This window comes from Phycisphaeraceae bacterium, assembly GCA_040222855.1.
Taxonomy (GTDB): Bacteria; Planctomycetota; Phycisphaerae; order Phycisphaerales; family Phycisphaeraceae; genus Mucisphaera.
This window is the reverse complement of record JAVKCD010000019.1, coordinates 369,434-383,591: the sequence shown is the minus strand read 5'-3', so window position 1 is coordinate 383,591 and position 14,158 is coordinate 369,434. Positions and strand designations below refer to the sequence as shown.

The 14,158-nt window shown below is 60.7% G+C and carries 15 protein-coding genes; 12 read left to right on the top strand and 3 right to left on the bottom strand.

The genetic code is table 11. The annotated features are described in order from the left end of the window. Nucleotides 1-5: 5 nt before the first annotated feature. Genes RIG82_06840 through RIG82_06830 form a run of 3 tightly spaced genes read right to left on the bottom strand, consistent with a single transcriptional unit; the run spans nt 6 to nt 2,663 of the window. Nucleotides 6-881 (bottom strand): FkbM family methyltransferase, encoded by an 876-nt coding sequence (locus RIG82_06840; GenBank protein MEQ9460649.1) that lies wholly within the window; start codon nt 879-881, stop codon nt 6-8. Between the two features lie 34 nt (nt 882-915). Further along, the gene (locus RIG82_06835; GenBank protein MEQ9460648.1) at nt 916-1,926 is read right to left on the bottom strand and encodes a glycosyltransferase; all 1,011 of its coding nucleotides are present in this window, start codon (nt 1,924-1,926) and stop codon (nt 916-918) included. Beyond that, entirely contained in the window at nt 1,923-2,663 is a 741-nt protein-coding gene (locus RIG82_06830; protein MEQ9460647.1) for a sulfotransferase domain-containing protein, read from the bottom strand. The genes RIG82_06835 and RIG82_06830 overlap by 4 nt, the downstream gene beginning before the upstream one ends. A gap of 51 nt (nt 2,664-2,714) precedes the next feature. Here RIG82_06830 and RIG82_06825 point away from each other — a divergent pair, with 51 nt between their 5' ends. The 12 genes from RIG82_06825 (at nt 2,715) to RIG82_06770 (ending at nt 14,153) form a co-directional block, all read left to right on the top strand. Further along, nucleotides 2,715-3,392 carry a lipopolysaccharide kinase InaA family protein gene (locus RIG82_06825; GenBank protein MEQ9460646.1) on the top strand — a complete coding sequence of 226 codons (678 nt, stop codon included), beginning with the start codon at nt 2,715-2,717 and terminating at the stop codon, nt 3,390-3,392. 88 nt (nt 3,393-3,480) lie between these two features. Continuing rightward, entirely contained in the window at nt 3,481-5,271 is a 1,791-nt protein-coding gene (gene lepA / locus RIG82_06820) for a translation elongation factor 4 (protein MEQ9460645.1), read from the top strand. Nucleotides 5,272-5,277: 6 nt separating this feature from the next. Beyond that, nucleotides 5,278-5,730 (top strand): NUDIX domain-containing protein, encoded by a 453-nt coding sequence (locus RIG82_06815; GenBank protein MEQ9460644.1) that lies wholly within the window; start codon nt 5,278-5,280, stop codon nt 5,728-5,730. Nucleotides 5,731-5,933: 203 nt separating this feature from the next. Beyond that, the gene (locus tag RIG82_06810; GenBank protein MEQ9460643.1) at nt 5,934-6,416 is read left to right on the top strand and encodes a prepilin-type N-terminal cleavage/methylation domain-containing protein; all 483 of its coding nucleotides are present in this window, start codon (nt 5,934-5,936) and stop codon (nt 6,414-6,416) included. Nucleotides 6,417-6,564: 148 nt separating this feature from the next. Beyond that, nucleotides 6,565-6,846: a hypothetical protein gene (locus RIG82_06805; protein MEQ9460642.1), complete on the top strand. Its 282-nt coding sequence runs from the start codon at nt 6,565-6,567 to the stop codon at nt 6,844-6,846. Further along, complete coding sequence (gene pilM, locus RIG82_06800) at nt 6,830-7,897, top strand: pilus assembly protein PilM (protein ID MEQ9460641.1); 1,068 nt, start codon at nt 6,830-6,832, stop codon at nt 7,895-7,897. Before RIG82_06805 ends, pilM begins: the two co-directional genes overlap by 17 nt. After that, nucleotides 7,894-8,487: a hypothetical protein gene (locus tag RIG82_06795; protein MEQ9460640.1), complete on the top strand. Its 594-nt coding sequence runs from the start codon at nt 7,894-7,896 to the stop codon at nt 8,485-8,487. The genes pilM and RIG82_06795 overlap by 4 nt, the downstream gene beginning before the upstream one ends. Then, nucleotides 8,484-9,056 carry a hypothetical protein gene (locus tag RIG82_06790; GenBank protein ID MEQ9460639.1) on the top strand — a complete coding sequence of 191 codons (573 nt, stop codon included), beginning with the start codon at nt 8,484-8,486 and terminating at the stop codon, nt 9,054-9,056. The genes RIG82_06795 and RIG82_06790 overlap by 4 nt, the downstream gene beginning before the upstream one ends. Next, nucleotides 9,053-9,598, top strand: a complete 546-nt coding sequence (locus RIG82_06785) for a hypothetical protein (GenBank protein MEQ9460638.1) — start codon at nt 9,053-9,055, stop codon at nt 9,596-9,598. The genes RIG82_06790 and RIG82_06785 overlap by 4 nt, the downstream gene beginning before the upstream one ends. Before the next feature lie 20 nt (nt 9,599-9,618). After that, nucleotides 9,619-11,694, top strand: coding sequence for a secretin and TonB N-terminal domain-containing protein (locus RIG82_06780; protein ID MEQ9460637.1), 2,076 nt, complete (start codon nt 9,619-9,621; stop codon nt 11,692-11,694). Continuing rightward, nucleotides 11,691-12,920 carry a tetratricopeptide repeat protein gene (locus RIG82_06775; protein ID MEQ9460636.1) on the top strand — a complete coding sequence of 410 codons (1,230 nt, stop codon included), beginning with the start codon at nt 11,691-11,693 and terminating at the stop codon, nt 12,918-12,920. Before RIG82_06780 ends, RIG82_06775 begins: the two co-directional genes overlap by 4 nt. Nucleotides 12,921-12,971: 51 nt before the next feature. After that, on the top strand, nt 12,972-14,153 hold the full coding sequence (locus tag RIG82_06770) for an HD domain-containing protein (protein MEQ9460635.1): 1,182 nt from the start codon (nt 12,972-12,974) through the stop codon (nt 14,151-14,153). Nucleotides 14,154-14,158 lie beyond the last annotated feature (5 nt).

The window sequence follows — 14,158 nt, the reverse complement described above, 5'->3', positions numbered from 1 at the left end:
GCGGGTCACTTGCTCAGTTGCGGGAACACATGGTTGGGGTGCTTGGCTGCTATCAGGTTGGCTGAGTCTTGGTAGTGATCGTGGTCTGGTTCGGGCGTCAGCGAGATGTGGTGAAGGTCGAAGCGGTAGAGACTGTAGCCGTAGTTGTTGAGCAGATTACGGATGGTGGCTGTGGAGCTGCCAGCGCCCCGGGCGGCGGTTTCGTTGAACTCACAGAAGATAACCGGGGCGTTTGGTTGGCCCAGGAGTGTGGCTCCGCCTTGGAGGACGAGGGCTTCAGCGCCTTCGACGTCGATCTTGAGGATGTCGGCGTGATCGATGTGTTGTTCGTGACAGAAGCCGTCGAGTGTGGTGGTGCGAACGGTTTCTGAGCCTGTGACGCGGGCTTCCTGGCGGTCGGGGCGGCCGATGGAGTTGAAGGCCTCCTGACCTGGGACACAGGTGTTGAGCTGGATGGTTCCTTCGCGGTCTGAGAGTGCCAGGTGGTGTGTTGTGGCCTGATCGAAGGCGTTGAGCTGGAGGTTGTCGACGATCTGCTGGTGCATGACGGAGGCGGCCTCAACGGCATGGACGGTCCCCGTGGGGCCAACGAGGCGGGCGGCGAGGACGGTGAACTGTCCGAGGTTTGCGCCGATGTCGATGAACGTCATGCCGGGTTGGAGTGTGGCGTAGAGGAAGGTGGCGAGCTCGGGTTCTGAGTAGCCGTCGAGATAGATACGTCGCCCGATGCGATCGATGTGGCGAACGCGGAGGCGGAGTCCGTGGTCGAACGGGATGGTGTGGAAGCCAAGAGGGTTGATGCGTCGAAGCAGCGACGTGTGGGTCTTGCGTATCCAGCGCTGGAAACCTTTGCTCGGTGGCTGGATGTTGATTGGTTTCATGGGCATTGGGATATCTGCCTGTCGTGGTTGCTGCTTACCCTACGAGCATGTGTTCGAGTTTAGCGATCAGTCGTGTGCGGTCATACCGTTCGGCGATATGGGAACGAGCTTTTGCGGCGATCGTGCTTGCAAGGTTTGGGTTGATGGCGAGTTGATGGATGGCGTTCATCCAGTCGTCAACGGTTTGAGCGCACCAGCCTCTCGGTCCCTGACCGGGTTCTGAGACCCCTGCGACGTTGAGGTTTTCGCCAACGGCCGAACCGATCCAGGGCATGGCATAGGCCATGTACTGGAGTACTTTGTAGGGGCATTTGCCACGAGTCCAGGGGGTGTCGGGCATGGGGCACAGGCCGATGTGGGCTTCACGGAGCGCTTGTTCCTGCTGCTGGAAGGACCAGGGCCGGAAATCGATGTTGAGGTTGGCAAAGGTCATGGGTTGGTGGGCGACAAGTCGGAGGGTGAAACGATGATCCAGGCTTTCGAGGATGGGGCGGATGAGTTCGAGGTAGGGCTGAGTGGCTTGGGAGCCGAGCCAGAGGAGGGTGACTTCTCCGGGCCGGGTGGTTGTCGCGTTGCGGCTGTCGAGTGGTGGTGGGTTGTCGGGAAGATCAACGGGCATGGGCACGACTTCGACTTGTTTGCAGAAGGGTTGTGCTGATTGGGCGAGGTGTTCGCTGGCTGTGGTGACGGCGTCGCAGGTGCGGAGCATCCATGCGAAGCGGGTGCGTCGGGACCAGCTTGGTGACCCGCCTAAGCGGGCGCTGTAGGTAAGTGGGTCGTCGAAGTCGAAGACGAGTCGCTTGGCAAAGGCTGCGATGATTGGGAGGTCGTAGGGCATGGCGAGGTGGCGTTGCCACCAGATGATGTCGTAGTGGCGGAATGAGGTGAAGAATCGGGTTTGGGCGAGTCGCCCTTCGGGGATAACGGTGAGGTCGATGGCGTGTCCGCGATTACGGAGTGCGGGGAGGCAGCGGAGAACCCGCTGCTCGTAGCTGGCGGCATCGGGCTTGCGGGTGACGGAGAGGATGCGTTTTGGGGTGGTCATCGGGTGAACATCAGCCGTAGCCGCTGGGTGAGCGAGGGGCTGGGGTTGAGGATGGGGTAGCCGTGTTGGGTGAGCCAGTCTGTGGTTTTGAGTTCGATCTTTGCGGCCTGTTCATCGGTCAGGGTGTCGGACCAGCCGGAGCCGGGTTTGGCGGTGAGGTGGTTGCCGTGCAGGAGCATCTTGGGGTCGAAGTTGTCGTCATGCTGGGCCCGCTGGTGTTCGATGCGTTGTTTTTGCTTATCGAAGCTGTAGCGATCGGCGATCTCGGTGCAACGATCGTCTGTGATATCGATGTTGAAGAAGGTTGCGAGTCGGCTGATCTCGCGGGGGAGATCATTGATCATATCTTCGTAACGGGTGATGTAGACGGGGGAAAGGGATCGCCACCAGGCGTCGTCTTTGAGGCATTTGTCGAGGAAGTTTTCGTTCCAGACGGTCTTGAAGGTGTCTTCACGCATGCGCATGCGTGAGGCGTAGACATCTCGGAGGTCACGAAAGGTGTAGACGGCTTTGGCGTTGCCGGCGGCAAACTGGGCTTCAATGTCCTGGGAGCAGTGGTGGGTTTTGAAGACGAGGTGCTGATGCTCGTTGTGGTGTTGGTCTCTGATGGTTGGGAACTCGGCGGTCCGTGCGTACTCCAGCCTGCGACCGAGCCCAGCGGACTCGATGAGTTCAGCGGTGATCTGGAACTGCAGGGTGGAGCCTGATCGAGGCATCCCTGCGGAGAAAACCCACATACGAAGGCTCCTAGCGCGACTAAGCATCCGACTCGTGGCATGATAGGGGCCATGGCTAAGGATGCATCTCGAATCTTTCGTCGGCTTCCTGGTTGGTCCTGCCAGGAGGAGGTGGTGTTCAAGGCGGATGGGCGGAGTCGGGTTTGGTTGGCGCGGGATGGTGAGGGGGTGGGGTGGGTGGTCAAGCGGTTTGAGCACGAGGTGGTGCGGCAGCGGCTGGCGTGGGGGCTTGGGGTTCATCCGGCGCAGCGGGAGGCGAGGGGTGCGAGGCGGCTGGTGAGGGCGGGGATTGCGGTGGTGCCGGTGGTGGGGTTGGGTATGGAAGGGGGGCGGGGGTGGCTGATGACGCGATGGGTGGGGGATTCGGTGCAGCGGGTGGTTTCGAGGGGTGGGTTGAGTGTTGAGGCGATGGAGCGGTTGATGATGGGTCTGGGGCGGCTGGCGGGTGGTCTGCTGGCGGCGGGGTGGTGGAACCGGGATCACAAGGCGTCGAATCATGTGATGGATGGGGATGAGGGGTTGTGGATGATTGATGTGGGCGGGGTGCGGCCGAGGCTGGGGCGGGAGAGGCGGCCGGTGCTGGCGATGGCGGGGATGTTGGAGGAGACGTTGGAGGCGGACCTGGGGCGTGGCTTGACGGAGCGGGAGCGGGCGATGTTTTTATCTGGTTTGGGAGAGGTTGATCCGGGGGCGATCGCGGTGCTGCGGGGGCGTTGGGGCACGCTATGATGTCTGATTCGCCGGGTCACGGGTCTGGCGGAAGATCCTGAGCAGTCCTCACCTTGGAGATGGCCATTCGGCTGTAGCGGTCATCAGCATGAACATCCGCAACTTCTGCATCATTGCGCACATTGATCATGGCAAGTCGACGCTTGCGGACCGGATGCTCACGGGTACCGGGGCGATGGATGCGCGGACGCATCAGGATCAGAAGCTGGATTCAATGGATCTTGAGCGTGAGCGGGGGATCACGATCAAGGCGTCGGCGGTGTCGGTGGAGCACACGTACAAGGGGCAGATGTTTGAGCTGAACTTTATTGACACGCCCGGGCATGTTGATTTTCACTACGAGGTGTCGCGGGCTTTAGCGGCGTGCGAGGGTGCGCTTCTGGTGGTGGATGCGACGCAGGGGGTTGAGGCTCAGACGGTGGCGAATCTGTATAAGGCGGTGGATGCTGACCTCGAGATCATTCCGGTGATCAACAAGATTGATCTTCCTTCGGCTCAGCCGGAGGAGCGGGCGTTGCAGGTGGAGCAGGTGCTGGGGCTTCCTGCGGAGTCTTGTGTGTTTACGTCGGCGAAGACGGGGGAGGGTGTCAAGGAGTTGCTGGACGCGATCTGCGAGCGTTTTCCGGAGCCGAGGGGGAAGATTGATGCGCCCTTGCAGGCGCTGGTTTTTGACGCGAAGTACGACGACTACCGGGGCGTGATTGTGTACTTTAGAATGATCAATGGGACGATGAAGAAGGGGGATCGAGTCCGGATGATGAAGGTGGGGCGGGTGTATCAGATTACGGAGCTGGGGAAGTTCCGGCCGACGATGACGGCGACGGACGAGCCGTTTGAGGCGGGGGATGTGGGGTACATGGTGGCGGCGATCAAGACGCTTGAGGATGTGCACATTGGTGACACGATGACGCTGGACCTGCGGCCCGCCGAGAAGGCGTTGCCGGGGTACCAGGAGCCGATGCCGATGGTGTACTGCGACTTTTATGCGACGGGTGACACGAACTTTGACGATCTGCGTGATGCAGTGACCAAGCTGCACGTGAATGATGCGTCGTTTACGTTTGAGCCGACGTCGTCGGAGGCGCTGGGGTCGGGTTTTCGCTGTGGTTTTCTGGGGATGTTGCACATGGACATCATTCAGGAGCGGCTTGAGCGTGAGCAGGATGTGTCGATCGTGCAGACGGCTCCGACGGTGACGTACGAGGTGGCGTTGCGGGACGGGTCGGTGATTCAGATCACCAATCCGGCGGACCTGCCCGACCCGTCGCAGATTTCAGCGATCCGCGAGCCGATTGTGAAGGCTGAGATCATTCTGCCGACGGCATCGATCGGCGACATCATGAAGCTGTGTGACAACCGGCGGGGTGAGTACAAGGGGCAGCGTTTTCTGGCGGATGATCGTCAGATTCTGGAGTACGACCTGCCATTGGCTGAGATCATTTTTGATTTCTTCGACAAGCTCAAGTCGATCACGTCGGGGTACGGCACGATGGACTATCAGGTGTCGGGGTTCCATGCGGATCAGCTGGTGAAGATGGATATTCTGGTCAACGGGATGCAGGTGGATGCGTTGTCGGTGATCGTTCACCGGACCAAAGCGGAGCAGCGGGGGCGAGCGCTGCTCAAGAAACTCAAGGACGAGATCGACCGTCATCTGTTCGAGATCCCGCTTCAGGCGGTGATTGGCGGGAAGGTGATCTCACGCGAGAACATCAAGGCGATGCGGAAGAACGTGACGGCGAAGTGTTATGGTGGGGACGTATCGCGGAAGCGCAAGCTGCTGGAGAAGCAGAAGAAGGGCAAGGAGCGGATGAAGCGGATTGGCACGGTGGATATCCCGCAGCAGGCCTTTATGGCTGTGCTTGATACGGGGGAGTAGAGCCTGATGGATCGCGATCATTCGTGTGGGATTATTCCGGTTCATGGTGGTGCGAATGGTGAGCCACGGCGTTATCTGCTGGTTCAGCACAAGGCGGGTCACTGGGGGTTTCCCAAGGGACATCCGGAGATGGGTGAGAGCGAGCTCGAGACGGCGCTGCGGGAGTTGGGTGAGGAGACGGGTCTTGCTCCTGAGCGCGTGCTGGAGGCGACGCCTTTTGCCGAGCGTTATGTGTTTCGCAAGCGATCCGGGAAGGTCGTAGACAAGACCGTGACGTATTTCGTAGGGTTTGTGAGGTCGCGGTCGTTTCAGGTTCAGGAAGAGGAGTTGCAGGCGGCCGCCTGGGGGGATGTTGAGGAGACGGTGGGGCGGATGAGTTTTGAGGAGGGGCGCCGATTATTGCGTGAGGTGGACGCGTATCTGGACCGTGATGGCGGTGAGGTTCGCCAGGTCGGCTGAAACATCCCAGACGCTACATCCGGGGGAGTCGGTAAAGGTCTGACTGCGGGTCATGTTTCTGGTTGATTGCGTTTGCCCGGCGTGATGATCCCTAATGTTCGGGTCGATTCTCCTGTCAGCATGGGGTTGTCCGTGCATTGAGCCTTGAAGGCACTGGTTGTGCCTTGCATGGGCGGCCTGGACCTTGTTATGGGAGATAACAGATGAGTCTTGTAGGACGTGTTGGCCACGGTTTTACGCTGGTTGAGATCCTGATCGTGGTGGTGATTCTCGGGATTCTGGCGGCGGTGGTGATTCCGCAGTTCAGTGATGCGGCAGAGACAGCTAAGGCATCGAGCCTGGTGTCGCAGCTGCAGACGGTTCGGTCGCAGCTGGAGCTGTACATGATCCAGCACAACGGTTCTTATCCGGACCTTTCGTCGAACTGGAATCAGATGACGCAGACGACGAACATCAGTGGTTCGACGTCGGGTTCTGACTTTGGGCCGTATCTGCAGAAGTCCCCGATCAATCCGTTTGAGAACAGCTCGACGGTGGATCAGGGTGACGACGTGATCGGGACGCCCGGTGCTGGTGTGGGTTGGGTCTACGATGAGTTGACCGGTCGGATCAAGGCGGTGACGACGGATGCGAAGGCCACGGCGTTATCGTTCTCGTCGGAGGATGTGGCGACGTACACGCCATAACTTCTGGCTCCGATAATCGAAGCTTTCTGAGGCGGTCGGCTGATGCCGGCCGCCTCTGTTAATTGATGTGCTCGATCCCCTAAGCCCCTGATCCAACCAGCCGATACCAACGGTGTAGTTGTTCCATGGTGCCCAGGAGATTGAGTCCTTGTCCGCCCGACGCCCCGTACATCCTGCATGGTGGTTAAGTGGTGCCGCGATCGCGGTGGCGGCGTGGTCGTTCTGGAGTGCGCAGCCTGATCGGCCCTGGTTGAGTCAGGCCGAGGCGGTGCCGAATCCGGCGGAGCAGCGTTTGGAGCTGATCCGGGAGTTGCGCTTACTGCGGGCGGAGGTCGAGCAGATTGGTGGGCAGCTTGAACGGGGCATTGTGATTCATTTTGAAGAAGCGGCGGGGCGGTCTGAGGGGAGGGGTCATGCTCGGACAGAGTAGGACCAGCCCGATCGGGGTTGATCTCGCTGACGATCGTGTGCAACTGACTCAGCTGAGGCGGGTGTCGGGTGGTGGGCTGACGTTGCAGGCGTTTGGCGGGTGGAACTGGTCGATGGTGCCTCATGGGGCGGTTGATCTTGAGGACCTGCGCAAGCAGGCGGAGTTGATCGCGGAGGCGATCAAGAAGGGGCGTTTTGTCGGGCGTCGGGTGGTGGTTCGTGTGCCGGACAAGCTGTTGATGATGAAGAATGTGCGGGTCCCGCCGATACCGGATGAGGATTTGTTCGAGGCAGCGCAGTGGGAAGCCGCTGAGCGTTTTCAGATTGATCCCGAGCAGTCGGTGATCCGTTATTACGACGTGGGCGAGGTGACGCAAGGCAGCGAGACCAAGCGGGAGATCATCCTGATGGCTGCGCCCACGGAGCCGTTGCTGGAGCTGGCGCGATCATTGGATGGGGCTGGTCTTGACGTGGCTTCGTTTGATCCTACGCCTACGCTGCTGACGCGTTTTCAGCACGTGATTGAGAAGCATGGGGTGAGTGACGGCGAGGACATGAGTGCGCCGAGGCTGATCATTCAGGTCAGCCCGGAGCATACTTGGGTGTTCATTTCCGAGAACGGGCAGGTGGTGTTTCTCAGGCGGATGGAGTTTGGTGCCAAGGACTTCGAGGAAGCTGTGGCGCCGGCGATCAAGTCGAACCAAGACGATGGAACCTATGGGCTACGGGTGTCGATTGATCGGGTGGAGGCCGAGAAGGTCGGGGTGAAGAAGCGTGTGGACCTGGCTCAGGAAGTGGCGTTGTGTCTTCGGTACTACGGCGTGACCTTCCCGGGCAAGCGGCCGGAGATGGCCTGGCTGATTGCCCCGGAGACGATCGCTCGATGTGTTGCGCCCTCGCTGGCGGAGCGGGCATCGGTCCGGGTGATGCTGCCGCATGAGTTTGATGTCCGACTGCCCCAGCTTTTTGATGCGATCGGTCAGCCCTTGGCGTCGATGGCCTCATCGATTGGGCTGGCGATGAACTGGCCGGGCGGGAGGTTGGCGGCATGACCGGCATGAACTTCCTGCCTAGGGCTTTTGTGGACCAGCGGTCTCGTCATCGGATGCGGCGGGTTGAGATCGTGAGTGTCGTTGTGCTGGTCGGTGTGTTTGCCAGTGCGTGGACGATGCTGTGGGAGCGGCGCGGGGGAGTGGTGGCACACGTTGAGGTAGCCGAGCGTGATGCGGCGCAGGCGTTTTCATTGCGTGAGGAACTGCTGACGTTCGAGAAGGAGCGGAGCAAGCTCTATCAGCAGTCGAGCCTGTATCGTCGGCTTGAGCCGCGGGTTCGGTTTTCGCAGGCGCTGCGGATCTTTAGTCGGACGCTGCCTGAGACCGTTGGTTTGACTGATCTTCGGGTGGCTCAGGCGGATGACAAGCGGCCGCGAATCGAGTTTTCGTTCCGAGGGTTGTGTCGAGATGATCGGCAGGTCGCGGAGGCGGTGGGGCTGCTGGCGGCGAACCCGTTGTTTACTGATCTTGAAGTCGGTTCGATCGGGCCGATCGAGTCGGATGATGGCCCGATGCGTGAGCTGAGTCTTGAGGTTCACATTGATCTGATGCGTCGGCTGACGCTGGTTGCGGAGGAGGTGACGCCATGAAGCATAAGAAGAGTGTGCTGCGAGACTCGTGGCGGCTGCTGGTGGCTGTGCCATCACTCGGATTGCTGTTCCTGGTGAGCGCGTGGCTCCCGCACGCGGCTGAGTTGGATCGTCTGAATCAGCGGTTGGATGAGGCGCGGGATGCTCAGTCATCTTTGGCGAGTCTTGAGGTTCAGGTCGAGCGCGCACGGCTTGAGATTGCTGATCTAAGCGATGCCTATCGCGATCGTCGGCAGGGCCTGGTGCCAGACACGGACCCGATGCCAGAGGTGTTGGGATGGATCGCGGAGATCACGGAGCGTCATGCGGCGGGTGATCCTGAGATCACGACCCAGGGCGAGCGGTTGGGTGATGGTTTTCGTGCGAAGCGTTTTCGGCTGGGTTTCCGGGCTGATTTTCAGCGTGCTTACCGGATTCTTGATGAGATCGAGAGTCTGCCCTATCTCGTCGCGGCGCAGTCGATGGCGGTGAGTGGTGGGGACCCGGATGAGCTACCGCGGATTGATCTGGAGCTGCTGGCTTATGCCCGGCACACTGCTGCTCCAGCAGCGAAGGAGGGCAGCCCGTGAGTACGTACCAGCAACGCTTGTTGGCACAGTATCGAGCGCAGCCGAGCAAGGTGTGGGTGCTCGCGGGCATGAGTGTGTTTGGCCTGTTGTTATGGGGGCGGTTGCTGCTGAAGGACCCGCCTCGTGTGGCGACGGCGGAGCCCGGGACCGTTGCGGCTTCGGTGGAGTCATCCGCCGGCGATGCCGAGTCGGGTGATCGTGCTGGTCCAGCGGAGGGTCCGGAAATCACGGTGATGGTGCCGAGTCAGTTGCCGCGGGATTTGTTCCGGCTGCCGTCGTCTGCCCAGAGCCCGGGCTCGGCAGAGTCGTCCCAACAGTTGCAAGTTGAAAGCACCGATACCCCACGAAGGAGTCTGGTCAGGGATCGTGCTGAGGCGCTTTTGCTTCAGGCAATCATCCTCGGCGGCGAGCCTCGTGCGGTCATCAACGGCACGAGTCTACGTCCTGGGGAGAGCATCGAGGGTTTCAAGCTGCTGAGGCTTGAGCGTCGTCATGCCGACCTGGAACTCAATGGCGTGGTTGTGAGGCTTGGTCTTCAATGACGCGGCGAGGAGAGATTGATATGAATCATCGGACACCCCATCGTCTTGCCCGGCACAGTCTGTTGGCATTTGCGTTGTCGTGCTGGGCACCGGCCCTGGCGCAGCAGGGTGGTGTTTCGGCTGTGCCTGATGACGGCGAGATCGTTGAGCTGATTGACCTGACGGCAGATACACCCAGCGGATCGACGCCTGGGATCGTCAGCGTCGGCGCGTTTGGCGAGATTGACCTGAGCGTTCAGAATCTCGAGGTTGACGCGGTGCTGAGCCTGCTTAGTGAACAGTCGCGGCGGAACATCGTGGCCAGCCCGAACGTACGTGGGACGATCTCAGCGAGTCTCTATGGCGTGACCTTTGATGAGGCGCTCGACGCGCTGATCAGCGGGAACGGGTACCGGTACACCGAGCGTGGCAACTTTATCTATGTCTACACGGCTGAGGAGATGGCGGCTATCGAGGCGTCAGAGAATCAGCCGGTGACTCGGATCATTCGGCTTGATTTTCTGAGTGCTGCGGATGCTCAGGCTTTTGCGGAGCCGCTGCTGTCACAGAATGGTGTGATCGCGGTGAGTCAAGAGGTCCCGGAGGGTTTCCAGCCGTCGATCTCGGATGGCGGGGCGAACACGTTTTCGCATTCGGACACACTGATTGTCCGTGACACGCCTGATCGGGTCGAGGAGATTATCGCGACGCTCAAGGAGCTTGATCGCAAGCCAGAGCAGGTGATGATCGAGGTGACGATTCTTCAGGCGCGGCTGGGTGAGAACAACGCATTCGGTGTTGATTTCGCTATTCTGACGGACCTGTCGCTGGCGTCGGCGACATCGCCCCTGGCCGCGGTCAATGAGTTGATCACAGGCACGCTGGCAGCTGACTCGGGGACCGCGATCAGTTCGACGGCGGGCAACACGGCGACGGGCGATTCATCGATCAAGCTCGGCGTGATTGGGGGTGACGCGGCGGTCTTTGTGCGTGCCCTTGAGACGATCACGGACACGACGGTGATCTCGACGCCTAAGGTGGTCGTGCTGAATCGTCAGCGGGCGACGATCGACGCGACGGAGCAGCTACCGTATATCTCAACGACGGACACGGAGGTGTCATCGACGCAGACGGTCGAGACGATCGATGTCGGTACGCAGCTGATCGTGCGGCCGTTCGTGTCGAGCGATGGGTATGTCCGGCTGGAACTCAATCCGATTCTGTCCGAGGGCAGCACGGAGTTAAGTCCGATCGGGGTGATCCTGCCGAACACCTCGACGCAGGCCCTGCAGACAAATGTTCTGGTGCGCTCGGGCCAGACCGTGGTGCTCGGCGGGCTGTTTAAGGAAGACACGACCAAGACCACGAATCAGGTGCCGTTCCTGGGTCGGCTGCCGGTGCTTGGCAACTTCTTCCGCGGGACGGACGACAGCTCGGACCGGGTCGAGATTATTTTCCTGATCAAGCCCACGGTGATTCGTGATCGTGCTCTGGCTGCTGCGGGCGAAGAGGCGGCTCGCGGGATCGAGCGGATTCGTTTGGGTGCTCGAACCGGGCTACTGCCCAGCTCGCGACTGCGGATGGTTCGTGGTCACCTGGCTGATGCGGAGCGGCATGCCCGTGAGGGAAATACGAGTAAAGCGTTGTGGCATACAAACATCGCGTTGTCGCTGGAGCCGATCTCAACGGAGGCGTTGAAGCTCAAGAGTCAGCTGGTGGGCCGGTCGTTGCAGGATCAGGAGCGGGGTCTTCTTGAGGGTCCTGTCCAGCGTGCGCTTGATGCGGCGATCCTGCAGTTCAAGAGCGAGCCCGAGCCTGTTTCGGCTCCGCCTGCGGTCTCTGAGCCTGCTGGTGCTCCGGCAGCGCATGAGCAGGGTCAGGTGGCGGAGGAAGTTCCCACGTCGGGCGCGAATCGTGCGGTGAGTCTGGATGCGGTTGATCTGAGTGACGTGCCACGGGGTGATGTGCCTGCGCCACCAGCGGAAGCAACGAGTGCGGACTGGGTTCGTGTGATGATCGATCAGCTCCTTGAGGTGCGTGATGAGGCGCAGCGAGGTCTTTGGACCGAGGGTGATGCGCCGAGTCAGCAGCAGGCGCAGGTGGAGACCAGGCCATGATGAAGCTAAGTCGACTACCCCATGAAGTCCGATCAGGGCTCTGTCTCCTGTTCGTAGCTGGCGTGCTTGGCGGGTGTTCAGGTGTACCGGGCATCGCGGAGCACCGTGAAGGTGCCGAGAGCCGGTGGTGGACGCTCCGGGGCTCGATGGTGCTTGAGCAGGCCGAGCAGCACTTTGATAACGGCGATCTGGGGCAGGCCGAGGCGGCGCTCAATGAGGCGGCCCGGATTGATCCTGACAATGCGGAGGTGCTGACCTTAGCCGGTCGTATCGCCATTGAACGAGGCGAGCTGGAGCGGGCTGCGTTGACATTGCGGACGGCGATCGAGGCCGTGCCTGAGGCGGCTGCGCCCCGTTATTACCTGGGGATTATCGAGCAGCGCTGGCAACGGCCGCAGGCTGCGCGTGAGCGTTATTCGGAGGCGGTCGAGCGGGCACCGGACAATCCTGAGTACGTCTTAGCGTTGGCTGAGTCTGAGGTGGCGCTTGGTCGTGATGACAAAGCCGTCGAGATCCTGGCCGAGCGACTGGATTACTTTGCGCAGCCTGCGGAGTTGCATCACGCTCTGGCTCAAGTCCTGCTTCTAAAGGATCGCAAGCGAGAAGCGATCGACCATCTACGTCAGGCGGTGACGCTTGATCCGGATCGTGTTGAGTTCCGCGCGGAGCTTGGGATTCAATTGGTGGCGGCGGGGCGTTCGGTGGAGGCGATTGATCTGTTGACGCCTTTACTCAGCGATCCGAACCAGCAGACGCGGCGTGATCTTCGGCGCGCGCTGGCCCGTGCGAATCGTGATGCGGGGCGTTGGTCGGAGGCGCGACGGCTGTACCGTGAGTTGGTGCGTGAGTCTGAGCCGTCTGCGGATGACTTGATGCATCTGGCTGCGGTGAGTTGGGAACTCGGAGACTTCGGCGGTGCCGAGACGGCAGCGGGTCGTGCTCACGATCTGAGCCCGCGTGACCCTGAGGCGATGATCTGGCTCGGGCTTGCTGCGCGGCAGCGAAATGATCATCAGCGAGCGCTGGGCTGGTTCCGATCGGCGACTGAGGTCAGCCCGAATCATGCGAAGGCTTGGGCTTTGTACGGCGTCGGACTTGAGCAGGTCGGGCGCCGCGATGAGGCGGTTGGAGCCTATCGGCGAGCCAGTCAGCTTGATCCGACGAACGCGCGATTCAGGGCGTTGCAGACGCTGCGTCCTGAGGGTCGGCGATCGCGACCATCGTGAATCTGCGTTGGCCTCGAGCGACCGGCTTGAACCGCAGAGTGGGGTCCTTCGATGAATGAGTTTAATCGAGATTATAAAACGGCTTCGTCGGAAGACGGGTTGCGCGCCGAGTTGGGTCGAGTCAGTCGCGAGCTGGCGGGGACGTATGAAGAGTTGAGTCTGATACACCGGCTGTCGGCTCACGTTGAATACCACCACGCGGCAGAGCCTTTACTTGATGAGGCGGTTAACGACCTGCGCGAGGTCGCGCGACTGCGGGTGATGGCGTTGTGTCTTGCTGATGATCGCCCGAGGCTGACCTCGTTGCGTGGGAAGGTCTACTTTCCTCCCGATGCGGTCGGCGACATGCGGTTGATTCGCTCGGTGGGGCAGTGGTTTATCAGGCGGATTTCTGGTGAGCGTCACGCGATTCATCTCGGTCAGAATGGCCTGCCGGTCCCTGATGAGTTGACGGGATTTGGCCGGGATCTGGTCGCCGTCGCGATCCGTCATCGTGAAGAAGTAGTCGGCGTTTTGTTTGGCGCGGATCGTTTTGATGGTCAGCCGATCGACGCGGTGGATATTGATCGGGTCGAGACGCTGGCGTCGAGCCTGTCGATCTTTCTGCATAACGCGATCCTGTTCGCCGAGATGCGGTCGATGTTTCTCGGTACGTTGCGGGCGTTGTCGGCATCGATCGACGCGAAGGATTCGTACACACATGGTCATTCTCATCGTGTGGCACTCCTGACGCGGCTGCTCGCGGAGAAGATTGATCTTGATGAGCACCGGATCGAGAGGCTCTATCTCTCGGCATTGGTTCACGATCTGGGCAAGATCGGTGTGCCCGAGGCGGTGCTAACGAAGGATGGCCCGTTAACGGATGAGGAGTACGACGCCATCAAGCTGCACCCGCAGATAGGTGCGCGGATTCTCGCTGACATTGAGGCGATGACGGACCTGATGCCGGGTGTGCTGTCGCATCACGAGAGGTGGTCCGGCGGTGGGTATCCGCAGGGACTGAGCGGGAATGCGATCCCGTTTGCCGGCCGTGTCATCGCGTTGGCGGACAGCTTTGACGCGATGCGTTCCCGCCGGAGTTACCGGCGTGCGATGAATCATCAGGAGGCCCTCGACCAGATCAGGCAAGGCACGGGGATGCAGTTTGACCCGGAGTTGGCCGATGCTTTTTGTGAGCTAGATTTTTCGACCTACAACCAGCAGACGGACCCACCCGCGGCTCGTGCGGCCTGAGAGTG